The sequence below is a fragment of the Bombilactobacillus sp. ESL1202 genome, assembly GCF_058107125.1.
Genome location: NZ_CM176590.1, coordinates 404,763 through 430,515, shown reverse-complemented (window position 1 = coordinate 430,515; position 25,753 = coordinate 404,763). Strand labels below are relative to the sequence as shown.

At 36.6% G+C, this 25,753-nt stretch carries 15 protein-coding genes; 14 read left to right on the top strand and 1 reads right to left on the bottom strand.

Annotation, left to right across the window (positions count from 1 at the left end; translation table 11 throughout):
• Nucleotides 1-6 precede the first annotated feature (6 nt).
• Nucleotides 7-1,710, top strand: coding sequence for an arginine--tRNA ligase (argS, locus tag AC3B7A_RS02035; RefSeq protein ID WP_489756091.1), 1,704 nt, complete (start codon nucleotides 7-9; stop codon nucleotides 1,708-1,710).
• A gap of 106 nt (nucleotides 1,711-1,816) precedes the next feature.
• Here argS and AC3B7A_RS02030 read toward each other — a convergent pair whose 3' ends face one another.
• Nucleotides 1,817-2,683 (bottom strand): RluA family pseudouridine synthase, encoded by an 867-nt coding sequence (locus tag AC3B7A_RS02030; protein ID WP_489756090.1) that lies wholly within the window; start codon nucleotides 2,681-2,683, stop codon nucleotides 1,817-1,819.
• Nucleotides 2,684-2,729: 46 nt separating this feature from the next.
• Here AC3B7A_RS02030 and AC3B7A_RS02025 point away from each other — a divergent pair, with 46 nt between their 5' ends.
• From AC3B7A_RS02025 to AC3B7A_RS01965, 13 genes are all read left to right on the top strand, one after another.
• The gene (locus tag AC3B7A_RS02025) at nucleotides 2,730-4,838 is read left to right on the top strand and encodes a transglycosylase domain-containing protein (protein WP_489756089.1); all 2,109 of its coding nucleotides are present in this window, start codon (nucleotides 2,730-2,732) and stop codon (nucleotides 4,836-4,838) included.
• A 17-nt stretch (nucleotides 4,839-4,855) separates the two neighbouring features.
• The gene (locus AC3B7A_RS02020; RefSeq protein ID WP_489756088.1) at nucleotides 4,856-5,197 is read left to right on the top strand and encodes a YlbF family regulator; all 342 of its coding nucleotides are present in this window, start codon (nucleotides 4,856-4,858) and stop codon (nucleotides 5,195-5,197) included.
• 81 nt (nucleotides 5,198-5,278) lie between these two features.
• Nucleotides 5,279-6,244 (top strand): 3'-5' exoribonuclease YhaM family protein, encoded by a 966-nt coding sequence (locus AC3B7A_RS02015; RefSeq protein ID WP_489756087.1) that lies wholly within the window; start codon nucleotides 5,279-5,281, stop codon nucleotides 6,242-6,244.
• 572 nt (nucleotides 6,245-6,816) lie between these two features.
• Nucleotides 6,817-7,077 (top strand): hypothetical protein, encoded by a 261-nt coding sequence (locus tag AC3B7A_RS02010; RefSeq protein WP_489756086.1) that lies wholly within the window; start codon nucleotides 6,817-6,819, stop codon nucleotides 7,075-7,077.
• 356 nt (nucleotides 7,078-7,433) lie between these two features.
• A complete protein-coding gene (locus AC3B7A_RS02005) occupies nucleotides 7,434-16,595 on the top strand; it encodes an SLAP domain-containing protein (protein WP_489756085.1) in 9,162 nt (3,053 codons plus the stop codon).
• A 1,023-nt stretch (nucleotides 16,596-17,618) separates the two neighbouring features.
• Nucleotides 17,619-18,374 (top strand): YveK family protein, encoded by a 756-nt coding sequence (locus tag AC3B7A_RS02000; protein ID WP_489756084.1) that lies wholly within the window; start codon nucleotides 17,619-17,621, stop codon nucleotides 18,372-18,374.
• Entirely contained in the window at nucleotides 18,364-19,014 is a 651-nt protein-coding gene (locus tag AC3B7A_RS01995; protein ID WP_489756083.1) for a CpsD/CapB family tyrosine-protein kinase, read from the top strand. Before AC3B7A_RS02000 ends, AC3B7A_RS01995 begins: the two co-directional genes overlap by 11 nt.
• A gap of 184 nt (nucleotides 19,015-19,198) precedes the next feature.
• The gene (locus tag AC3B7A_RS01990) at nucleotides 19,199-19,873 is read left to right on the top strand and encodes a sugar transferase (RefSeq protein ID WP_489756082.1); all 675 of its coding nucleotides are present in this window, start codon (nucleotides 19,199-19,201) and stop codon (nucleotides 19,871-19,873) included.
• 2 nt (nucleotides 19,874-19,875) lie between these two features.
• A complete protein-coding gene (locus tag AC3B7A_RS01985) occupies nucleotides 19,876-20,925 on the top strand; it encodes a glycosyltransferase (protein ID WP_489756081.1) in 1,050 nt (349 codons plus the stop codon).
• A gap of 10 nt (nucleotides 20,926-20,935) precedes the next feature.
• Nucleotides 20,936-21,976: a glycosyltransferase gene (locus AC3B7A_RS01980; RefSeq protein WP_489756080.1), complete on the top strand. Its 1,041-nt coding sequence runs from the start codon at nucleotides 20,936-20,938 to the stop codon at nucleotides 21,974-21,976.
• A 122-nt stretch (nucleotides 21,977-22,098) separates the two neighbouring features.
• Complete coding sequence (locus AC3B7A_RS01975; RefSeq protein WP_489756079.1) at nucleotides 22,099-23,241, top strand: hypothetical protein; 1,143 nt, start codon at nucleotides 22,099-22,101, stop codon at nucleotides 23,239-23,241.
• A complete protein-coding gene (locus tag AC3B7A_RS01970) occupies nucleotides 23,219-24,217 on the top strand; it encodes a stealth conserved region 3 domain-containing protein (protein ID WP_489756078.1) in 999 nt (332 codons plus the stop codon). Before AC3B7A_RS01975 ends, AC3B7A_RS01970 begins: the two co-directional genes overlap by 23 nt.
• Before the next feature lie 25 nt (nucleotides 24,218-24,242).
• On the top strand, nucleotides 24,243-25,655 hold the full coding sequence (locus AC3B7A_RS01965; protein ID WP_489756077.1) for an oligosaccharide flippase family protein: 1,413 nt from the start codon (nucleotides 24,243-24,245) through the stop codon (nucleotides 25,653-25,655).
• Nucleotides 25,656-25,753 lie beyond the last annotated feature (98 nt).

Sequence of the window (25,753 nt, the reverse complement as noted above, 5' to 3'; positions counted from 1 at the left end):
GTCAAGATGAATTTACAGCAAGCTAAAATCAGTGTCCAACAAACTTTAAAACCAGTTTTAACGACAACTGATTTAACCGATGAACAAATTTTGCAATTAATTGAAGTTCCTAAGAATTTACAAATGGGTGATTTTGCTTTTCCAACTTTTCAATTAGCTAAACAATTGCATCAAGCGCCAGTCATGATTGCTCAAGACTTAGTTAAAAAATTGGATGCAACTCCGTTTGCCAAGGTAGAAGCTAAAGGTCCTTACATCAACTTTTTCTTACAACGCGCTGATTTGGCGACTACTACGATCAATGAAGTGTTGAAACAACAGGTAGATTATGGTGCTACTACGCAAGGTAACAAACGAAAAATAGTGATTGATATGTCCTCACCCAATATTGCCAAGCCAATGTCGATGGGGCATCTACGTTCAACTGTGATTGGTAATTCTTTAGCCAAAATTTTAGCTAAATTAGGCTATCAACCTGTTAAAATTAATCACTTGGGTGATTGGGGGACGCAATTTGGTAAGTTAATGGTAGCCTATAAAAAATGGGGCTCAGAAGCTGAAGTTAAAACAGATCCGATTACTAATTTACAAAAATACTATGTGAAGTTTCATAAATTAGATCAAGAGCATCCTGAATTGGATGATGAAGCCCGTGAATGGTTTAAAAAGTTAGAAAATGGTGATCCAGAAGCTACACATTTATGGCAGTGGTTCCGTGAAGAGTCTTTAAAAGCTTTTACTAAAGTTTATGATGAATTAGGTATTAGTTTTGATTCTTATAAAGGGGAAGCCTTTTATAATGATAAGATGGACGAAATCGTTGATCAATTAGAACAAAAAAATCTATTGGAGACTAGTCAAGGTGCCGAAATAGTTGACTTAGGTGAACAACTACCACCAGCCATGATTAAAAAATCCGATGGTGCTACTTTGTATATTACTCGTGATTTAGCCGCTGCTCTATATCGGAAACGGACTTATGATTTCGATAAGGCTTTTTATGTTGTTGGTAGCGAACAAAGTGTTCATTTTGAACAACTAAAAGCAGTTTTAGCTAAATTAGGTTATAATTGGGCGCAAGATATTGAACATATTAAATTTGGTTTGATTACTTCAGGTGGTAAAAAATTGTCTACCCGGGCAGGCCGCGTTATTTTATTAGAAGATGTTTTGCACGATTCAGTTCAATTAGCACAAGAACAAATTGCTGCAAAAAATCCAACTTTGGCTAATAAAGACCAAGTTGCGCATGAAGTTGGTGTGGGCGCGGTGATTTTTCATGATTTGAAGAATAATCGAACCGATAACTTTGATTTTCAATTGGATGAAGTAGTGCGTTTTGAAGGCGAAACGGGACCGTATGTTCAATATACACATGCTCGAGCTATGAGTATTTTACGGAAAGCTCATCATCAAAGCCCAGCCGTGACTTTAACCAAAGATACTTTAAGTGATGAAGCTTGGGAAATTGTAATTGACCTAGCTAATTTCCCTCAAGTTATTCAACAAGCCGCTCAACAAAAAGAACCCTCAGTGATTGCCAAGTACGCTTTGAAATTGGCTAAATCCTTCAATCATTATTACGCACATACTAAAGTGTTGGTGGATGATGACCAGTTGCAAGCACGATTAAACTTGGTACAAGCAGTAGCAACGGTTTTGGCAGCCGCATTAGATTTATTAGGTGTTCAAGCTCCCGATGAGATGTAGAATTTAATTAATAATTACGAAAAAATCTTTGGCAAATACTATTTGTTCAGTTTTACTTGAAGAAATAAGATAATAGCTTGCCAAGGTTTTTTTATTTTAAAAATAATTATTGCGTTAGAGTTAAAAAATTGGGCGGAATCTGGGTGGTGATAGTTTTAAATTGCCAGTCAAACGGTATTTGATAGGTTAATTGATACGCATGTAAATATAAGCGTGAAGCGGAAACATTGCCGTATAATGGATCGCCTAAAATCGGCATACCTAATGCTTTTAAATGAACGCGTATTTGGTGAGTCCGCCCAGTTTGTAATTTCAATTGGACTAGCGCCCAGTGATGGTTATGCTGTAAAATTTGGTATTGAGTAGTGGCAGATTGACCATGAGGATCAATTCGGCGTTTGCGCTGATCTGATGGATCACGACCAATCGCAGCATTAATGACCCCAGAATTTGGTAGTTGGGGATGATAGGATGTGACTGCTACGTAAATTCTTTGCAGTTGTTTTAAAGCTAATTGCCGTTCAATAATGGGAACAACTAGTGGATTTTGACCGATCATAATTAAACCACTGGTTAACATATCTAAACGATGAAGCATTAAAGGCTGCCTTGGCAAAGTAGCGGTCAAATGATTAAATAAGGTTTGAGTTTCCAATGGTTGATTAGGATGAGTTTTCATGCCCGCGGGTTTATTAACGACGACTAAATCATGATCTTGATAAATAATGGGACAGTTATTTAAGGGGGTTGGTCGGTATTGTTGGGGTTTAATATCAGTGTTAAAAGCTAAATCAATTTGTTCGCCATTCTGAACCAATTGATTGAAAGAACGATAATGACGGTTAATAAATAGTGAACGGTTGACCCGCAATTCATGTTGCCATTTTCTTGGCAAGTACCATTGCTTTAGTAATTGGCGAACCGTGAAAGTTTTGGGTGCATGTTGTAAAATTAAATGACGTTCAAGAATCAATAGTTTACTCCAGATTGAAAAATTATTTTTTGAGGGATATTAAATTATGAAACATAATGAGCAATTTGATTGGCCAGCTTTTTTTAAACGGTGCTTGACTAAAATTGTACAAAGCTGCCATTATTTGATTAAACGATTCCATTTAATCCGCTGGTTAATTTTAATTATCATGACGCTTTTCTTAGTTTTTAGTACCATTTTAACATTTAAAGCTAAAACTGCTAATGTTAGTCATTTAAAAGCTTCTTTACAAACGACGACTAAAATTATGGATGTTGATAATCAAAAAGCCGGTTCTTTGTATTCGCAAAAAGGAACCTATGTGAGTTTAAATCGCATTTCGAAAAATATGCAAAATGCAGTAATTGCGACGGAAGACCGGACTTTCTGGACAAATCATGGTTTTAGTATAAAAGGATATGCTCGTTCGGCGCTGGGATTATTATTACATCACCAAATTGTTGGTGGTGGTAGTACTTTAACCCAACAATTGGCAAAAAATGCTTTATTAACGCAAAAGCAAACTTTAACCCGCAAAGCGGAAGAATTTTTCTTGGCTGTAGAAATTAATCGAGTGTATAGTAAGCAAGATATATTATCCATGTATTTGAATAATGCTTATTTTGGTAATGGTGTGTGGGGCGTTGAAGATGCTTCGAAAAAATATTTTGCCCAAAACGCGGCTGATTTAACACCGGCGCAAGCCGCTACACTAGCAGCGATGTTACGTAATCCGAGTTTTTATGATCCCTATCGACATCCCGATAATTCTAGAGCTCGGCGCAATTTAATTTTGAATTTGATGGTTACCAATAAGACTTTGACAAAGAAAGCGGCAAAAACCAATCAACACTCGGCTTTAAATTTAGATGATGGTTACCAAAAACAGAGTGGTTATCGCTATCCTTCATATTTTGATGCGGTGATTTCGGAAGCTGAAAGTCGCTATCATTTAAGTGAAGATCAAATTCTGAATAAGGGTTACACTATTTATACTAGTTTAGATCAAACAGTGCAGCAAAAAATGCAGGCAAGCTTTGATAACGATAATCTCTTTCCCCAAAGTGCTGGTGATCAAACTTTGGCGCAAGGAGCTTCGATTGCTTTAGATCCGAAAACTGGTGGAGTTAGTGCTGTGGTTGGTGGTCGCGGCCAACATGTGTTTCGGGAGTTAAATCGAGCAACCCAAATGAAACGGCAACCAGGTTCAACGATCAAACCGTTAGCTGTTTATACACCAGCGATTGAATCCGGTTATAAAATTGATTCGCCATTACCCAATCAAGTAACTAGTTTTGGGCAAAATCATTATACACCGACGAATGCCGATGGCTCTTATACCAATGAATTACCGTTATATCAAGCTTTGAGTAATAGTGAGAATGTGCCGGCCGTTGCTTTATTAGATAAAATTGGCGTTAAAAAAGGAGTCCAGTCGGTAGAAAACTTTGGCATTAAAGTGGCTAAGAGTGATCAAAACTTGGCGTTAGCTTTAGGCGGCTTACAAACAGGAGTCACACCATATCAAATGGCTCGCGCTTATACAGCATTTGCCAATGACGGAAAATTAGCTAGTACGCATTTTATTACGAAGATTGTAGATGCTACTGGGGCAGTGGTTGGTCAAAATGAGCAAGCAGCTCCGAAACCAATTATGAGTAAAAAAACGGCGCAAACATTAACCAGTTTGATGTTAAATGTTTTTGATCAGGGCACAGGGGTCGCAGCTAAACCAGCTGGTTATCAAATTGCTGGTAAAACGGGTTCAACTGAAGTACCACAAGATTATGGCAATGGGACTAAGGATCAATGGATTGTTGGTTATACCCCTGATATTGTCGTGGCTACTTGGGTAGGATTTGATCAAACTGATCGCCAACACTTCTTACAAGAAGGTAGCGAACAAGGCGTAGCGCCACTGTTTAAAAACGAGATGACTAATATTTTACCAGCAACGAAGAATACCGAATTTCAAGTTAAAGATGCGGCTAAAATGGTACAGGAGCAAAAACAACATCATTCAAATCCTAACTGGACTCAGAAATTTAGTGATAATTTGCGCAATAAGGTACAGGATACAATAAATAATTTTAATAATGCCAAACAAAGTGTTAGTCAATGGTATAATCAAATAAAAGGCCAATGGGGTCAATAATAAGGAGATATTAAATAATGGTTAATATTTATGATACCGCCAATCAATTAGAGAAAGATTTACGTCAATCTGAAGAAGTTATGGGATTGCAAGCAGTTTTTAATCAAATGAAGGCTGATCCGATGGCTTACCAAATGTTTCAACAAATGCAAGAAATGCAAGAAAAATTACAGCAAAAACAAATGAATAATCAAGAAATTACGGACGATGAATTGCAGGAATTACAGACATTATCTGGTCAATTAGCTAAGTTTGATTCGGTTCAAAAATTAATGGATCAAGAGCGGAAAATTAATGCCATGATGGAAGAGTTGACTAAAATTATTTCTAAACCAATTGCAGATGTTTATAATAGCTAATAATTAAAAAGTGAGATCAAAATAGTCTCACTTTTTTTAAATTTCACGAATGGTTTAAATTAAATTCAGGAAGTGATAATTTTGACAAAAAACTTAAGTAATTTACACAGTGGTGATAAGTTTGAATTACCGGTTTTAATTGAACAAATGCAAGTGCGGACAGCTAAAAATGGCAAACAGTTTTTAGATTTAGTTTTTGCGGATGCTTCTGGAAAATTACCGGGGAAATATTGGCAAGCTAGTGATGAAGATGCTCACAGCTTTGTAGCCGGCAGTATTGCTATATTGACGGGGCAGTGTGACACTTATCGTAATTCATTACAAGTTAAAATTGAAAGCTTGAAATTAGCTGCACCCAATCAATATTCGGTGGCAGAATTTACACAACATGCACCTTTAAATAAAGAGCAATTACAAGATCAAATTAATGAATTAATTTTACAAATTACACAACCGCATTGGAATCGTATTGTGCGTTATTTGATTAATCAACATCAAGAGAGTTTTTTTGAATTTCCCGCAGCTAAGTCTAATCACCATGATTATGCTGGAGGTTTGGCTTTTCATACAATTAGTATTGCTAGACTAGCCAATCATGTTTGTCAACAATACCCGCAAGTTAACCGTTCTTTATTAATTTCTGGAACGATTTTACATGATTTAGGTAAAACTCGAGAATTGAGTGGTGCTGTTAATATTCAATATACTTTAGAAGGTAATTTGTTAGGTCATTTAGTGATTATGGATGCTGAAATTGTGGAAGCTTGTCAGCAATTAAAGTTAGATGCACAAGCTGAAGATGTGATTTTATTACGGCACATGATTATTGCTCATCATGGTTTATTAGAGTATGGTTCCGCTAAGCGGCCACAATTGTTAGAAGCAGAAATTTTACATGATTTGGATGAATTAGATGCGACGATTAACATGATTACGAAAGCCGAACAAAAAGTTCAACCGGGACAATTTAGTGAACGGGTCTTTGGTTTAGATAATCGCCGCTTTTATTCACCCAAAGAGTTTGCTGAAGATAAAAATAATGATTAATCAAGTTTAATTAGCCATTTAATTGCGATTAACTGTAGGTGAAAAATAAAGTTTATAGATCCTAAAAAGAAGTTGAGAACCAAATTGCTGGTTGGAAATTAACCAGTAATACATCATGATATAAAAATAAAATTTAAGACTAACTGACAGATTTAAAACGCAGTTAGTCTTTTTTGATGGACTTAAAAAATGGTCATTAATCCAACACTAGTGTTGGAACTTAATAAAAACTTAAGAATCTTAAGAAAAACTTAACATTTAGATTTTTGCTTTTTTTGAAAAAATCGTTCACAAGGATAAATGTGATGAAAATAAGCTTTATTACAAGTATGTGAAAAAATGAAACGGTCATTTTTTGTGATGTATAAATCACAATGGGCTTTTTCGAGAGTTTTTTGCCAAATAGTGTTTGATTTATCACTAATTAACCAATTATAATATGAAATATATGAGAGACCAAGATTATTAATTGCTTATTATTTGATAAAAAAGGTATCGAATTCAAGCTGAACATAATCAAAATCATTTCCAAAAAACGTAAATGTTTTAGACGATTAAAGGAGCGGATAAAAATGCATCGAAGTAAAAGATTGTTAGCAACCATGGGTGTGACCTTATTCTCATCGACATTGTGGTTAACGGCTAATAAAACGACCACTAAAGCGGATGAAGTTAATGATCAAGGCAAGGTTGATCAAGCCGCACCAGGAGAAGAAATTCAGACAACCGATCCCAGTGAAATAAATGGCAGTAACAATCGACAATCGACAATCGACAATCGACAATCGACAATCGACAATCGACAATCGACAATACTGCAGATAGCAGCGTAAATAGCACAAATAATAATCAACAGCGAGTAGAGGATGGTACTGACGAAAATAGTACGATCAATTCAATAAATGATTCTAATGTAAGCGATAGCAATAATACTATTAATAATAATCATAATCCTAACAATAGTGCCACAACCCAGCCAGATTTAACGAATCATAATACTGATCAATTAGAACAACCTAATAGTACTGATACTGATAATAATTCAGATGTAGTACATAATGATGATGAAACGACCAAGCCGGGTATTGCCAATCTTGATGGTGAAGGGGTAGTAACGGTTACGAAAGCAGAAGAATTTATCGCGGCTTACAAAGCTTCTAGTACCAAGAAAATTATCATTGCCAAGGATATGATTGTAAATTTAACTGGTAAATTAGTCGCTACTAGTTCAGATTTGACAATTGAAAGTGACTCTCCTGAAGCACCACATATTTTGGAATTACGGTGTCATGGCAATGATTCTGGTCTGTCTGCACCAGGTATCCTGAGAATAAACAATTTAATTATCTATTCTACAGCATATATTATCAACATTAACAACGATGGTGCGGATGTATATATCAATAATGTTATTGCTTATGGTATTAGCTTATTTACTGAATCGACCGATTCCAAAAATCACACGTATCATCTTTTGGGTACTTCACAAATTTATGGAGTTTCATCTTATACCTCACCAATTGATCATGAGGTACAGAATGAATCGACTACAAATCTCATCATTATAGCTTTAACCACAGGTTCAAAGTTGATTTTTGAAGATGGTGCGCAAGTTACCTTTAATCTATCAAAAACTGAAACAGATCAAATGGCCTTTTGGGTTCGTGGTTCATCAGTTGAATTAAATGCAAATGCTAATGTGACGATTAATGCTAATACTGACACAACTAATACGCATATCTTTGATATTGATGCTACCAGTACGTTGACATTAGACGATAGTTCAAAACTGAATATTAATATTCAAAAAACAGCAGATAATTATATTACTGCTTTAAGTTATCAGGGAACCATTAATATCAATCAAAATGCCGTCCTTAATATTAAAACTAGTGGAAGCTTACCAAATACAGTCTTAATTTTAGGTAGTGGTAACTTTAATATTAATAAGGATGGAACTTTACGGATTAATTGTGTAGGTATGGGTAACTTAGCTGACTTTTGTGCAATTAACTTTCACAATAATTTTAAGATTGATGAAGGAAGTCTGAATATTTCTACTGATTCTACTAATACACCATTTATGATTGCTGATTGGGGAACAATGACAATCAATAATCCAGTTTCTTTTGTATTAGATGCAGCTAATTCCTCTGGAGCTAAATTACTTCACGGTACAGGAGAGTTTAATTTTAATAACGTTAAGTTTATTGACAGTCAATCTAATACTCATATATTGAAGAAGTTAAAATTAAAGTTAATTAGTGGAATTGTTCAACCGATTAATTTAGATCCAAATGATGTAAATAATAGTGATATTGTAGGATCCTCAAAAGCAGATGAAGAAGCAATTAAAACTTTACTTGAAGGAAATGCCTTTTCTGGTAAACACTTCGGTACAGATTTAGATAATAGTACAGTCAGTTTTGTGGATAATTCCATTCAGATATCAGTTAGTGATAATAAAGTAAATGGTAAAACTGATTCTGCTAATGCCAATATTCGGGTTCAAATTAAACGTGATGATCAGTTACTGGATTTTCCGAATAATGCTAACTTAGTTGAGAGTGGTGATAATTGGCGTGGGCCTTTGTACATTACTCATTCTGATGCTGATGGTAACTTTAGTTTTACTATTCCGAGTGGTACCTTACAAGCTGGTGATCATTTAGTTTTAACGGCGGAAAAGGATTTTCAAGATAGTCCAGTTTATGACTTGGATACATCTACTCTAGCAGTATATCAAGAAGCTCAAAGCGCACTCTCAGCTTTAGGAGCTCAATTTAATCAAGATAAATCAGATTTAACAGGTATGGCCACTAATCTGGATAATACGAACGATTTAATTACTTCTTTAAGAACTGAATATAATACTGCTGTGTCTAATGTTAATAACGCTACTTCAATTACTGACATTGGCACTGCTAAGCAAGATGGTTTAGATGCTATGGCTGACGTTATGGCTTTACCACAAGCACAAAATGATGCCATTAATCAACTCAAAGACCATCTAAATGGTAATGGTTCTGATATTAATGGTGCGGTCAATGATATTAATAATTTAGGCGCGGATCAGAATGGGCATTTAACTAGTGCACAGGTTAATTATTTTAATCAAGATGGGACTGATGGCAGTAAATGTTTAACTAATGTGGCTTATGAAGCTGCTGTGCAACAAATTAAAGCCGCGCAGAATAGTACTGATGTTGATACCGCTGAACAAAATGGTGAAAACGACTTAACAGCACTAGTTAATTTAGCGCAAAAGTTAAGTGAGACCAATCAAGCTATTACTGATTTAGGTTCAGATAACAATGAGAATGGACATTTAAGTGCCGATGAAGTTAACACAGCCTTAGATCAAGTTGATCAAAAGGTACAAGCTATTATTACCGACTATCGACAAAAAACGACTTCTGAAGCTAGACAAAAAGTTGTGGATGAGGGGTTGGTTGATTTAGCTAAAGGCTTAGCTACTGCTCAATTGCAAGATTGCGTTAATAAGGCTCAGGAAGACTTGAATGCCTTAAGTACAGACAAGGGTGGTGCTTTAAGTCAAGACCAAGTTAATGGTTATATAGACGAAATTATTAATACAGATACTGGTGCACAAGCTAATGGTCAAGCAGCAATTAATGCCGCTACTGATGTGCAAGGAGCAGCAGCAGCTTTTGATGGAACTGATGGAGCTAAAGGTAAGATTGAAGCAATTGTGGCTGCGGCCAAGGGAGTATCAAATGCTAACAATGATTTCCTAACTGACAATACTGATAATGGTTTGGCTGGCTGGATTGAGGCAGCTAAACAACACATCCAAGAATTAAACAATTTAACAGGTCAAAGTGATACTAGTGATCAGACGCAACAAGTCGGAAAACTATTTAATTTATTAGATCAAGTTAAAAAAGACATTACTAATGATTTAGGTAATATTGATGTTGCTGGTTTAACAGATGATTGGAAGACTAACGAAAAAGCCAAAGTTACTAAGATTACTGATTTGGCTGATGCCATGAATACGGCCATGGGTGAGTTACAGGCTCAACATGATGCAGCAACTAATACAATTAATGACTTGCAGCACTTGGATAACAAATCAGATTACCTTGATCAAGTTGATCAGGCTTTTAAACCAGCGACAACTGGGTTAAATAATATTACTATTGATACGACAACAACTGATGTAACTGATATTGAAAAGACTGAACTATTAGGAATTGCTCAAGGCTTAGCCAGTGGTCAACTTCAAGATCATGCAACAGATGTGTTTAATCAAATTAATAATTTGAATCATTTAAGTGCTAAGGAAAAACAGAAGTATCAAGCTCAGATTACTGATCCACAAACCGGTGCACAAGCTAATGGTCAAGCTAACATTACGGCAGCTACTAATGTGGACGAGGTAACAACTGCTTATCAAGGAACAGATGGTCATGGTGGTGCTAAAGCTAAGCTGGATCAAATTTTAACGACTGCGCAAACTGCTGATGATAATAAATCAAGTTTCTTAACTGAATTACAGAATCTATTAACTGCGGCGCAGAACCAAATTAATGGTCAAGAAACTGATGGTTTACACAATTTATTGGGATATAATCCGCAAGATTCGAATCAACCTAATCAAATTCAAAAATTGCTGGATCAATTACCGACGTTAGAACAATTAACTGCTGATATTAATAATAGTGAAAATGCGCTGGATTCTGATTTTCAAGCTAAGGAAAAGCAAAAGATTGCAGATGTAGTGGACTTAGCGCAAGCAATTGATGCTGACATGCAAGCTTTAACGGCGAAGAATAATGATGTGCAACAGACCATTAATGGTTTGACTAATATTACTAATCAACAAGATTATTTAACTTCATTACAAACAGCTTATTATCAAGCGGCGCAAAACGTTTCGAAGCGCCAAGATAATGCTGAGACTGATGGTGAGTTAGCTTTACAAAAAGTTGTTGATCAAGCGCAATTAGCTGATTATGCGCAAGTTGCTTTAACAACTTTAGAACAGCAGACTTCACTTTCTCAAGACCAGATTACTGATTATAAGGGACAAATCACTAATCCAACTAATGGTGTCCAAACGACAGCAAATCATAATATTGAGAATGCTGGTAGTATTGAAACTGCTGATGGTGCTTTAACAGCTGGAGAAAAAGCAATTGCTGCGATTGTTACTGCCGCACAAGGTTTATCCGGTAATTTAAGTACAGTAGCTGGTTGGTATAATACTGCTAAGGATAATATTAATCAGTTAGCTGCAAGTAATAATCAAGGTGGTTATTTAACTGGTGCTGTTGATTCAACTGATACCAGTACGCAAGTTGGTAAGTTATTAGCTGATTTAGAGACAGCTTATAATGGAGTTTTGAATGATCTAGAAAATCCTAGTGCCGATTTTAACTTAGAAACGGAAAAACAGAAGCTAACGGATGTAACTGCTAAAGCAACAGCCATGAATACAGCCATGGGTAAGTTACAAACTGCTTACCAAACAGCTCAAGCAGCGACAACTGCTGATAAACTAAGTCATTTAAGTACAGAGCAACAGGGTTCATATCAAGGCCAAGTTAAGACAGCTTATAACAATGCAGTGACAGCTATTACCAATGGTACTGATGGTGCGGAAACCACCGGTGAAACGGCGTTACAACAAGTGGTTGATCAAGCGCAATTGGCGGAACATAAAGCTGATAATCAAAGCCAATTAGATAGCTATGCGCAAGCTGCAATTGACACAATCGGTAAGTTGAATGAAACCTTACAACCAGCTGACATTCAAAAGTATCAAGATCAAATTACCAATACCACTGATGGCGCCCAAACGACAGCAAATCAGAATATTGAGAATGCTGATAGTGTTACTGCGGCTAATACAGCTTTAAGTGATGGTAAAGATGCAATTGATGCGATTGTTACAGCGGCGAAAAACTTATCCGGTAATTTAAGTACAGTAGCTGGTTGGTATAATACTGCTAAGGATAATATTAATAAGTTAGCTGCAAGTAGTCATAATGAAGACAGTTATTTAACTGGTGCTGCTGATTCAACTGATACCAGTACGCAAGTTGGTAAGTTATTAGCTGATTTAGCTAGTGCTTATGAACAAGTTAAAACAGATGCTGCTAAACCAGGCTTTGATAGTACCCAAGAACCAAGTTCCTTAACTGATGTTGTGACTAAAGCTCAGGCTATGAATACGGCTATGCAAACAGTAGAAGCCGCTTATCAAACCGCCAAGGATGCTTTGAGTAATTTACACCATCATGATGAGTTAGTTGCTGGTAATCAATTAACAATGGCTTTAGAGCAAGCTTATCAAACCGCCCAAGCTGATTTAAGAGATGCAACTACTGCCAACATGTCGGCGCAAACTACTGCTGAAAAGACAAACATTGAGGGTGTAATTGCGTTAGTACAAGACCAAGCAACGGCTTGGGATGATCTGGAAACCATTTATAACAATGGTGTGAATGACTTAAATGGTGCTGCGGGTAATAACTTTGGTGATAACTTAACTGCGGCTTTGAAGAAGTTGAAAGACCAATACGATACTGAAGTTGATAGGATTAAAGCTGCAGACAAAGGCACGATAGAATCTGTTAGTTCCTTAGCGCAATCTAATGTCCGCGACTTGTTGGCAACCTTAAAAGAACAAAACACGCAATTAGGGGCGTTAGCCACTGCTAAACAAGATGTGGAAACAGCTTTAAGTAATGCGACCGAGTTAAGCCATGATCAAAAGACAAGTTTCACTGATGAAATTACAAACACTTATAATCAGGCTGTCAATGATGTTTTGGGTACTAAAGATTCAACTACTGCTCAAACTAAAGGGCAAGCAGGGGTTACTGCTTTAAATAAGATTAAAGAAACAATCACCCAAAAAGCCACAATTATGCAACAGTTACAAAGTGACTACAATACTGCAGTCAATCACATTAAAGAGTTAGGTACAACTGGTCATAACTTAACGGGTGGTACGACGCCAACTGATGAAGCTCAACAAGTTGGCAAGTTATTAGCTCAGTTAGATGCAGCGAAGACAACGATTGAAACTAACTTACAAAACGCCACTGATTTGCCAGAAGGTTGGTTAACTGATCAAGAAACGAAGAACTTTAAGCCGGTAACGGATTTAGCTGATAATATGAATACGGCTATGGGTGTGGTTAACGCAGCTGTTACTGCCGCTAATACTGCTATTGGTCAATTGGATCAATTGACTGACCAACAAGCTGGCTTGAAGCAACAAGTTAGTGAGCAACAAGCTAAGATTGTTGAACAAATTACTAAAGCTGATGCAACGACTAATCTTAATAAAGTAGCGAGTGACGGTGCCACAGCTATTAATAAGTTATTGAAGTTACCGCAGGCTCAAAATGAGGCCTTAACAGCCTTGCAGACACAAATTACCACCGCTAAGAATCAGCTTGAAACCACAGCTGGTTTGACGGCTGCGCAAAAGACGCAATTTAAAGAGCAATTAGATCAAGCTCAAACTGATTTAACTACTAAAATCAAAGCAGCAACGAGCGTTGAGGCTACTCAAGTCAAGACGCAAGTTATTACGGACTTAACGAGTTTAGCTACGACTTTAGGGCAAGCCAACAACGATTTAACTGGTTTAGCGAATATTAGTGCTGAGCAACAAACTGCTTTCTTAAATCAAGTCAATACCGCTGCTAACACGGCTTTAACCGGTATGCAAGATAGTAACACCGAAACTACGGCCTTTAATAAAGGGACTGCCGCCATTCAAGCAATTGTGGCTTTAGCGCAGCAATTAGCTACTAATAAGCAAAAGATTAACGACTTAGGTCAAGGCGACAACAAGTTAGACTCAGATCAAATTGATCAATTACAACACCAAGCTGACCAAGCAGCAACTAATGGTGTGAGTGCCATTGAAACGGCGCAACAAGATTCCAGTAAGACGGCGCAAGATGTCACCACTGCCGCCAGTCAACAAAACAACGCTTTAGATCAGTTAGTAACAACTGCTAAACAGAAGCAGAAATTACAAGCAAGTATTAATCAAGCAGTCAATGCCGCCAAGCAACAAATTCAAGGTTTAGGCACTGATAAGGGCGGACACTTAACCGCCGATCAAGTTAACAACTTGTTAGAGCAAGTTACAACCGAACAAACAGCGATGTTAAATGATTTAAATGACACCACCGACGTTACTGAAAGCTGGCTCAATCAAGAAAAACAGAAGTTGCAACCAACGTTAGACTTAGCTAATACGATCAATACAGCCATGCAAAAAGTTGATCAAGCAGTAACGGCCGCCAATGAGGTGATTGCGGGCTTAAATCATTATAAGTCTGACCAAGACAACTTGAAACAAGACGTGCAAACGCAAAAAACACAGGCGATTGCGGTTATCAATCAAGCTAGTTCGGCCGCTGATATTAACCAAGCGGCTAAAGATGGTGTGGAAAATATTGAGCAAGTAACGGACTTAAAGCAACAACAAAATGCCGCTTGGAATGCCTTGGATGATGAGTTAAATCGTGAGCAACAAGAATTAGGTAGTTTAGCGCAAGGTGGTAACTTAAGTAGTGACCAAGTTAACCAATTACAACAACAAGTTAAAAACGCTTATGAGACTGGTTTAGGCCAAATTAAACAGGAAACGACCGCTGCCAACGTTGCTGGTGAACAACAACAAACTATTGAGCAAATGAAACAACAAGTTACTTTGGCGCAACAAAAAGCCCAGGCAGTGCAACAGATTAAGCAAACGCAAAAACAAGCCCAACAAGCTTATAATGCTGCCGAAGCTTTGAATGAAGAGCAACAAACGGCTTTGCAGAGTCAGATTAATCAACAAGCAACAGCAGCCATTGATCAAATCTTAGCGGCAACAGATCAAAGTGGTGTGGATCAGGTTCAACAAACTGGAACTACGCAATTAAATGACACTAAGAATTTGATTAACCACAAGAACCAAGCGATGCAAGCCTTAAAGCAAACCTATCAAGAAGAACAAGTGAAGATTAATGGTTTAACGCATTACCAAGATCAAATTGGCAGTTTGAATGGTTTGTTGGAGACCGCTTATCAAGCAGCGCAAGGCAGCATTACTGAAGCTAACTTGTCAGAAGTTGATCCGCACAAACAAACCGGAATTGAAAACATGCAACAAGTGGTTCAAGTGACGAAAGCTAAAGATGATAGTTTGACTACTTTAGAGCAACATTATCAAGATACCACGGATCAGTTGAACGATTTAACTGACTTAACACCTGAACAAAAAGACGACACTCAACAAAAGGTTGATGCGGCTTATCAAGCTGCCAAAGACCAAATTGATCAAAGTCAAGGTGTTGATGCTGCTCACGCTGCGGAAGCCGACGGTGAGAACCAAATTACCAATGAAGTGGTTAAAGCTCAAGTAGCGCAAGCTAGTGCGGTTTCCATTAATGCCATTCATCAAGCAGCTGATCAAGCCGTCAAGAACTTAGAAAACAATTCGAGTTTAGACGCCGATAAACGTCAAGATCGCATCTTTGCGGTGCGGCATGCTGAAAGTGCGGGCATTGACCAAGTGCAACAAGCAACGAGTGTCGCAGCCGTTAACCAAGCCCAACATGATTGCATTCAACGCATTAATAGTTTAGTGGGCACGGGAAGTGTCAACTTAGCTGATAATTTAGGTGGTGGCTTGAGTCAAAGTCATACGGTACGCAATCCGGGCATTGCGATTGTTAAACCCGATGTCACGGGTGGTTTCATTCACTTGTATGATCAACAAGGTCACCAGTTAGAACAAGTTTTAGCCGCCAATACCGATTGGAAAGTTGACTATATCTACACGCAAAATGATGGCACGATGTATTATCGCGTAGGGGCTAATGAGTATGTTAAAGCTGATGATGTCAATTACACCAAGATTGGTAAACGCCAAATCATTGATGGGGTAATTACCGTGCAACCGACTGCTGGTCAAGACTTCATCACCGTGTATAGTGATCAAGGTGCTGCACTGAAGCAACAATTGCCAACAGGCACACAGTGGTTAGTCAATGCCCAAGAAACATTAGCTGACGGACAAGTTTATTATCAAGTAGCACCACACCAATATGTGCGTGCCCTTGATGTTACGGTCATGACGACCGCAATTGTTACTAAGCCGCAAACCGGAACCTTAAGCTTGAAAGAACAAGTGGCACCAATTTATCATTATCAACCACAAATTGGTTTCTTAAGTCGTTCCATGGATAAACATTTAACTCGCCAAGCCACTTGGAACTTCGATCAAATCTTGACTGTTAATGGTCATCGTTATTATCAAGTTGGTGATAATGATTGGGTTAGAGATATGGATGTTAAATTGAATTAAATTAAAGATGTTAAAGTATTTAAAACAAAATAAAAGAAAGTTTTCCTTAAAAAGAAGACTTTCTTTTTTTAATAATTAAAATTATCTTAAAAAGTGTATTTCAAAAATGTTATACTAACTATGTACATAAGGCAAAAGCTAAGCTAGTGGCTTCTTTTGAAGGGAGCGTGAGGCTTATGGTGTAAAAACTATAACAAATCACATTCTGAAGAAAGGAGTAAAGCTTTGTTCTGGATCATTCTCGGACATCTTTGTTTGATTTTTAAAACAATTTATTTTGTTGCACAGGCAGCAAAAGTTATTGCCAAAATCATCAAAGATCTTCGAAAATAAGATCTTAAGTACAAAGTCCCTACTTAGCTTCAAAGCTTAGCAGGGACTATAAAAGAAAAATTTTTATAAGCCACTCTTAGCAGCCTTATGAGAAGTTGATGTTCCCGCATCAACTTCGATCTACATAAATTGTAACACGTTTAGCTGAAAAACTAAAATGTTACAGTTGGTGTTACATCAAATTCTTTATTATCTTTTGGAACGCAATAATGGATTAATGTTCGTTTAACTTACGATAAAATACAAGCCTTAATCTTATTTTATCGATCTCTTAATAACAGTAATCTCTAAATTAAAAAATGGAAGTTGAAATTGTTGCAACTTTCATTTTTTATTTAAATTAGACTTATTGATACAGTAACTTCAACAGTTTCGACCATGATAATTAAAACTAAATTGACTTATTTTAATAAACAAGAGAAATAAGCTAAATAAAAATTTGTTTAAACAGATAATTGATAAAAAAATTAAAGCTTGAGCTTTGAATTTGACATTATCATTCATAAATATTAAAATTTTAGTCTAAATTCAATAAGTTGATTTTGATTTGTTCGTTAATTGTTAGATTATGAATTTGATTTAAAATTTGTCAATTATTGAAACAGTAATGTTATTCATAATAAATATTTTGCTGTTTTTTGTTATGAAATAATAATTTTTGACAATAAGACAAAAGTAGGAAGTGATTTTTTGGAACAAAATATTGAACGAACGCAACTTAGTACTGTTATCAAAAGACGATGGCCCGTTTTAATTGGTTGCGGCGTTTTAGGACTAGTGATTGCGATCTTATTAAGTTTGTTTTTTATTAAACCCCAGTATCAATCACGTATTCAAATCGTGGCCTCTGTGTCACATCAAACTTCGAAATTGAATAATGATGTTAGTGATAATTTGCAATTAATCAACACTTATAAGGAATTCGTGACGGGAGATGTAGTTTTAAAGCAAACAGCACAGCGTTTAGAAGAGCTGGGCATTGATCGCAATAGTCAACAATTAAAAAAGGCGATTAAAGTTCAGCAAACACCTAATTCGTTAATCTTTAATCTCAAAGTGACAGATTCCAACAAAAAGACAGCCAAGCAGATTGCTGAAGTGACCGCACAAACATTTAAGAAAAACGTTCAGCGTTATTTGAACCTTAATAAGCTTTCAATTATTTATCCAGCGAAGACGGTATTTCAGTCGCGGGAAAACTTCACATTAATGGTGATTGGTCTAAGTACCTTATTGGGACTAGTTGTGGGCTTATTCTTAGGCTTTGTCATTGAGTTGACTGATAAAACAGTTCGCGATGAACAATTTGTTCAACAAAGATTAGATTTACCAGTTATTGGGCGGATTAAGCAAGTTTCACCTAAACAATTCAAAACTTCAATTAATAGTCAATCATTAATAGTTCAAGATAATTTACATGATCAGGGGGAGCTGAATGATTTTTAAACGAAAAGCAAATAAAATTCGTCCCATCAGTTTAATTAGTTTATATCAACCACAGTCGCTAGCAGCACAACAGTTACGGCAATTGCAAGCTAATTTGCAATTGTTGAATCTTGATAAAAAGCTACATTCGCTGATGGTAACTTCCCCACGGGGACATGAAGGTAAATCCACTGTAGCAGCTAATTTAGCGATTATGTTTGCCCAGACAGGGCAAAAGGTTTTATTAGTGGATGCTAATTGGCAACAACCAGCACTGACTGTTACATTTCAAGCTACTAATTCTTTGGGTCTTAGTGACTTACTAACTAAATCACAAGCTTTAGCCACGGTGTTCAAGCCTACGAAGATTGAAAATCTTAGTTTTATGCCGCGAGGCGTGCAAGAATCTTTAGCTGGGTTATTAAATCCGAAAAAAGTTCAGTCCGTGGTTGAACAATTAGAAGCACAATTCGATTTAGTGATTTTTGATACTGCAGCTCTGCTTAAAACGGCAGCAACGGCTCTTTTAGCACAGCAGCTCACTGGTACCTTGTTAGTTGTCCAACCGGGAGTAACAAAAAAGCAAGCTGTGATACAGGCACAAACGACGTTAAATTTAGGGCAAAGCCCGATTTTGGGCGTTGTTTATAACCATTATTAAGATTTACTTATTAAAACCTAGTTTTAATAATCTAGAGCACGATGATGAGGTGGGATAGCAGGGGGAAATTTTCTCATTCTAACTTGGAATTGTACTTTATTTTTTTGTTAATTTTTTTAAGTCTCAAGGAGGGATTGTTATCGCAGATTGTCGACAAATTAAAGTTAATCAAGTTTCTGAACAAGTGTTACATGAACTGCCTTTTCAAGTAGGGGTTAGAAACATTAAATTTGTTCAACGCGTTTATCTAATTAATAAACGACTTTTTGATATTGTGATAGCGGCGATTGGACTATTATTGGTAGTAATCATGGGCTGTTTGTTAAAAACACTTTATTTAGTGTCTAATAATGCTGGCCCTTTGTTTTATCAACAAGAACGCATTGGGAAAAATGGTTGTCCTTTTAAAATTTATAAGTTTCGCACGATGGTGGTGAACGCCGAAAAAGTTTTAGAAAAAGATCCGCACTTATACCAAATGTATGTTGCCAATGATTACAAATTACCAGTGGATCAAGATCCGCGCATTACTAAAATTGGGGCGCTTTTAAGAAAATGGTCGTTAGATGAGTTACCTCAATTTTGGAATATTTTGAAGGGGGAGATGAGCTTAATTGGTCCTCGCCCATTAGTGCTGGCAGAATTGCGCAATTATCAGACTCCTCAGCGCATTCAAAACTTATTATCTGTTCGTCCCGGGGCTCTAGGTTATTGGCAGGCCTCAGGTCGTAGTAATATTGGCTATCCCAAACGCTGTGAAGTGGAATTATATTATGTTGAAAATGCCAATTGGTATTTTGATGTTAAGATCTTTTTTAAAAGTATTGTCAGTGTAGTTAAACATACTGGAGCTTATTAACTATGAAGCAAATTGTTTACATTGTAGAATCCTTTGGTGGCGGTGTTTTTTCCTTTTTACAGGAATTAACTTCCGCTTTAGCTCAGGACTATCAGATTACTATCCTTTATGGGCGGCGAGCTCAAACACCAGCGCAAGTGACCAATTATTTTGATAAACGTGTTCAATTGATTGAAATCAAAAATTTTCAGCGTGCTCTCAATTTGAAAACCGACTTTTTAGCTTATCGTGAATTGAAATTTTGGTTGAAGCAAATTAATCCCGATATTGTGCATCTTAATTCATCTAAAGCTGGTTTTTTAGGGCGGTTATTGCCTTTTAAGTCAGTGACCAAAGTTTTTTATACGCCACACGGGTATAGTTTTCTAAAACCCAAGCAATCTCATTACGATTTCAATCTTTATTGGTGGGCAGAAAAAATTTTAGGCTGGCGTCACCGAGTTCAAACGATTGCGGTGGGTTACAGTGAATACCAACAGGCCAAACGAGTTACAACCAATGTTACCTATGTCAAAAACGGTATTGATCTAGCAGCCATTGATCAAATTCAAGTAGCACATGCTAAATATAACAAAGCGATTGTGACAGTGGGGCGGATTGATGAACAAAAAAATCCCCTTTTAGTCAATCAATTAGCACAGCAATTTCCTCAGCAACAATTCTTATGGTTAGGTGATGGTCCTATGCGCCAACAATTGACCGCACCCAATTTGCGCGTTTTAGGCTGGTTAGATCATCAAGAAATTATTCAAATTTTAAAACAAACGCAAATCTTTATTTTATTATCAAAATGGGAAGGACTATCTTTATCTTTACTAGAAGCCATGTATTGTCAAAATGCTTGTTTGGTGAGTAATATTAGTGGCAATCGGGAAGTAATTCACAATCAAAAAAGTGGTTTACTGGTGAATGATTTACCGCAAGCCGTGGTTGCTTTAAACTGTTTGTTGACACAAGCTCCAGTCTATGCCAAACAAGCCCAAAAACGGGTAATTAATCATTATAGCTTGGAACAGATGGTAGCTAATTATCGCCGCTTGTATAACTCTTGAGGTGTTTATCTTGAAAAAAGTTTTGCATTTTGTGCGTACTAATATTTTTAGTGGTTTAGAAAGTACGGTTCTTAATATTTGCACTTTAGTGCCTAATTATCAGCATTTTTATGTCTCACCAGCCGGACCAATTGATGATTACTTGACTCAATATGGAGTCCAACACATTACGGTTTCGCGCTTAACTGCACGCACTGTTCGTCAAGTTATTCGCCAATATCAGCCCGATATTGTTCAAGGCCATGATGTGGTGGCTAGTCTGTTGTTGGCGCTGAATGCTCATTATTGTCATCAACATCAAATTCAAATTATTTCGCAGCTTCACAGTAATGATTCCCGCATGAAAAAAATTACTTTACGTTCAGTCTTATATGCAGGTAGTAGTTTGTTTTATGATCAAATTATTGGTGTATCAGCGGCAATTTTAAAGGAGTATTTTTTTCAAGCATTAATTGCCAAAAAGTTTCAAGTGATTGCTAATGTAATCAATGAAACTGTAATAACCAAACAGCTACGTTTGCCGCCGCTGAATGTTCAATTTGATTGTTTATTTATTGGCCGTTTAGTAGCAGAGAAGCAGCCGCAAAAATTTATTCACATCATCGCTGAGTTGAAGAAAACCTATCCGCAGATTCAGGGAGCGATTTTAGGAACAGGGCCACTAGAGAGCCAACTTCAACAGTTAATTAAGCAAGAACAATTGACTGACAATGTCACCCTGCTTGGCTTTCGGCAGGATCAATACCGTTATTTGCAAGCTGCTAAAATCCTAGTGGTTCCTTCGGCTTATGAAGGCTTTGGTTTGGCCGCTTTAGAAGGTCTGTTACTAGCTAAACCAGTAGTTGCTACACCAGTAGGGGGGTTAGTTGATTTGGTTGATGCAACTTGTGGGGCATTAGTACAAACAACGCCCGACTTTGTGAGAGAAATTGCTACTTTGTTAGACTCTGCCCAACTTTACCAACAAAAAGCACAGGCTGCTTATCAAAAAGGGCATGCTTTAAATCAAGTTGAGCAATTTCAACGTCAGTTTGTCGCTCTTTATCAGTAATTATTGTGTTTTAGGACTAAAGCGAATTATTAATGGCCAACAGTGGTGCTTATTGATGAAATAACTACTAAAATTAAAATGGACAACGCAAAATTCAAAAGATTGAAAGAGAAGGTTAATATATGCATCAAGAAGCCAAAAATCAACTCTGGTTACTAATTTATGGGATTTATATCTTCAGTTATCTGGTTTTATTAACCAGTAATTTAGGTTTAGATGATCAATTACAGTTTCCTTTTTTTGTTATTTCTTTAGTGGCTTTTAGTCCTTTTTTAATTTGGCGGACGTATTCGTTAGCTGAAATTTTCCAATTAGTGGTAACAATGTTCGTAGCGGTCGTTGTCTCTTGGCAATCCCATACCATTGTCTTTATTACGTTAGTAATTCTGATCTTTAGTGCGCAACAGATTGATTTAAAGCAATTTTTCCGAGTTGATTTTTGGTGGCGTTTAATTGCAGTTAGTTTAATTATTTTAGCCTCTTTACTCAAACTAATTCCGAGTTTGTTAGTTACTCGCCAAGGAATGGGGATGCGTTCTTCTTTTGGCTTTGATCACCCCAATACTCTGGGACAAATGTTAGTCGTGTTAATTGGTGAGCTTTACTATCTTTATGGCAAGAAGCATCCAGTTTTAACTAATGGCGTGACCCTGTTGGCCTTAGTGCTAGATTTCTTATTAGTTAATTCACGTACTTCCGAGTTCGGTTTATTACTACTATTGATCACTAATCTGTGGATGCATTTCAGAAATCCCCAACGGTTTTTGGGACAATTAAAAATAATTTTGTTAAGTATTATTCCTTGGTTTTTAGCACTTATCTCAGTCATGGTAATTTTGAAATTTTCCAGTAGTAATCTTTATTGGCAATTGAATAGTCTGTTATCTAATCGGTTAGTTTATATGAATTCTGTGGCCCAATCCTATCCGTTCAAAATCTGGGGTCAGTTTATTCCGGCTGGCAGTGGTAGTTATCAAAGTTTGACGCGCAATGTGATTGATAATTCTTATTACTCCATGCTTGTGCGGACGGGGATCATTGCCACAGCATTATTTTTAGGATATTTGAGTTGTCTGATTAAAAAATTAGCGCAACAGACTAATCGGCAATTATTAATCTTAATTTTGATTTTTTGCTTAATGGGCTTAATGGAATCACGTTTAAATTATTTTCAGTATAATATTATTTTATTAATCTGGTTCATGAAAGATTCTCAATCCTGGAAAGGAGCCTGCAAGACTAATGCAACCAAAGTCCGATATTGATGCTGTCATTACTTGGGTTAATGATGCTGATCCAAAATGGCTGGCCAAGAAAAAACATTATCAGGCTCAAGCCGATACAGTCATTAATGGAGCTGCTCGTTATCGTGATTTTGACACGTTAAAGTATGTTTTACGATCGATAGCGCAGTTTGCTCCGTGGCTGCGCACGATTTTTTTAATCACTGATCAACAAATTCCGATCTGGTTAACAACTAAGCACCCGCAATTAAGAGTCGTGGATCATCGTGAATACATCCCAGAACAGTATTTACCGACTTTTAATTCCAATGTGATTGAATTAAATTTGTTTCGGTTAACTGAATTATCGGAAAATTTTATTTTATTTAATGATGACACTTTACTAACTCAGCCGGTGATGCCAGAAGATTTTTTTCTTCAGGGCTTACCCCGAGATACGGCTGCTTTATCACCAATTTGTCCTGAAATTGACGGTATTGAAAGTATGATGGCAAATAACATCAAATTAGTTAATTCGCAATTCACTCAAAAATCTGTAGTCCACAAATATTGGTCCAAATTTTTTAATTGGCGCTATGGTTCATATAATCTCAGAACTTTGTTTTTGTTGCCATATACTAAATTTAGTGGTTTTATGGATTTTCACATTCCGTTAGCTTTGAAAAAAAGTGTTTTGCAAAAGTTAGCCCACCAATTTACCGCGCAATTTGTACAAACTAGTCAGCATAAATTTCGTTCAAATCAAGATATCACTATTTGGTTGGTTCGCTATTGGCAGTTATGTACCGGTCAGTTTCTGCCACGTAGTTATCATTTTGGTAAGTATGTAACACTCAATGATCTAACCTTGATTAAAAAAATGATTAATAATCAACGTTACAAAACAGTTTGTTTGAATGATGTAGCGCTAACTACTTCACAATTATTGACAGTTCAACGACAGTTGCCTTTGCTTTTACAACAAAAATTTCCAGTCAAATCTGGTTTTGAAAAGTAGCAATTATTTTGGAGATTGATAATTAATGCAGTTGCTGAAAAATTATTTATACAATGTTATTTATCAAGTATTTGTCTTGTTAATTCCTTTGGTGACGATGCCGTATATTGCTCGAACCTTAGGTACGAAAGGTTCGGGCATTGCTGCTTTTACGGCTTCGAATACGCAGTATTTTGTTTTGTTAGCAGCTTTGGGTATTTCGGTTTATGGCAATCGGGAAGTGGCTTATCAGCGGCAAAATCCCCGGCAGTTGGCGCAAACTTTTTGGGAAATTTTTATTTTACGTCTAGGAACGACTTTAATAGCGCTACTCTGTTTTAGCAGTTTATTGTGGTTCCAGCATCAATACTTGACTGCTTATCTAGCACAATCACTGTTAATTATTGCCACCGCATTTGATATTTCCTGGTTTTTCATGGGACTCGAAAATTTTAAAGTCACGGTGATGCGGAATTTTATTGTGAAATTGTGTTCGCTAGGCCTGATTTTTCTGTTAGTTAAAGCGAAAACTGATGTGAATCTCTATATCCTAATTACCTCTGGTTCTCAATTGTTAGGCAATTTATCGATGTTTACTTATTTAAAAAAATATCTTCATTGGCCCGCTGATCCATTGAAATTTGGTAAACATTTGAAGCAAGCGTTATTGTTTTTCATTCCGCAGATTTCGGTCTCTTTATATACTTCGTTAAATAAAACCATTTTAGGTGTTTTAATATCCGTGACTGCAGCGGGCATGTTTGACTATGCTGATCGTATTGTTCGCTTGGCATTGGCAATTGTCACAGCGACAGGCACTGTCATGTTGCCTCATATTGCCCAAATGTATGCTCACGGTGATCAGGCTAAAATTAAACGCTACTTGTGTTTACTTTTTAATGCCATTAGTTTCTTATCGGTGCCAATTATGTTTGGTTTAGCTGCTATTGCAACTAAATTTATTCCTTTTTTCTTGGGTCGAGCTTATCAAGCAGTGGTGGAATTGATGTTTGTGGAAGTCATCATTATTGTAATTATTGCCTGGGAAAATGTTTTAGGCAATCAATATCTAATTCCAACTAATCAGACGGCAACTTATACTAGAGCAATCTTGGTCGGAGCTTTCATTAGCTTGATTTTAAATCCTTTGTTAGTCAAATACTGGGGGCAAATTGGGGCAGTCTGGACAACAGTTTTAGCTGAATTAGGAATTTTACTTTATGAATTAGCAGCAGTTCATTCATTTGTATCGTTACGTGAATTATTTGGAGATTGTTGGAAGTTTTTTGTGGCGGGGATCATCATGTTTCTGGTGATTTATCCATTACATCTTAAATTGCCTTTTAATTTAGGAACGTTATTGCTCGAAGTTATTGGTGGCATGATGATTTACAGCGGACTAATTTGGCAATTACGTCCGCAAAGCTTGCTCTTTTTGCTGAAAACTTTAAAAAAATAATAAAATAAAATAAATTATCCGAAAAAAGTAGTGAACAGAGCTGGTACTGGGACTACTTTTTTAATATCATAAATAGTGATGGTTCGCGAAATCCCATT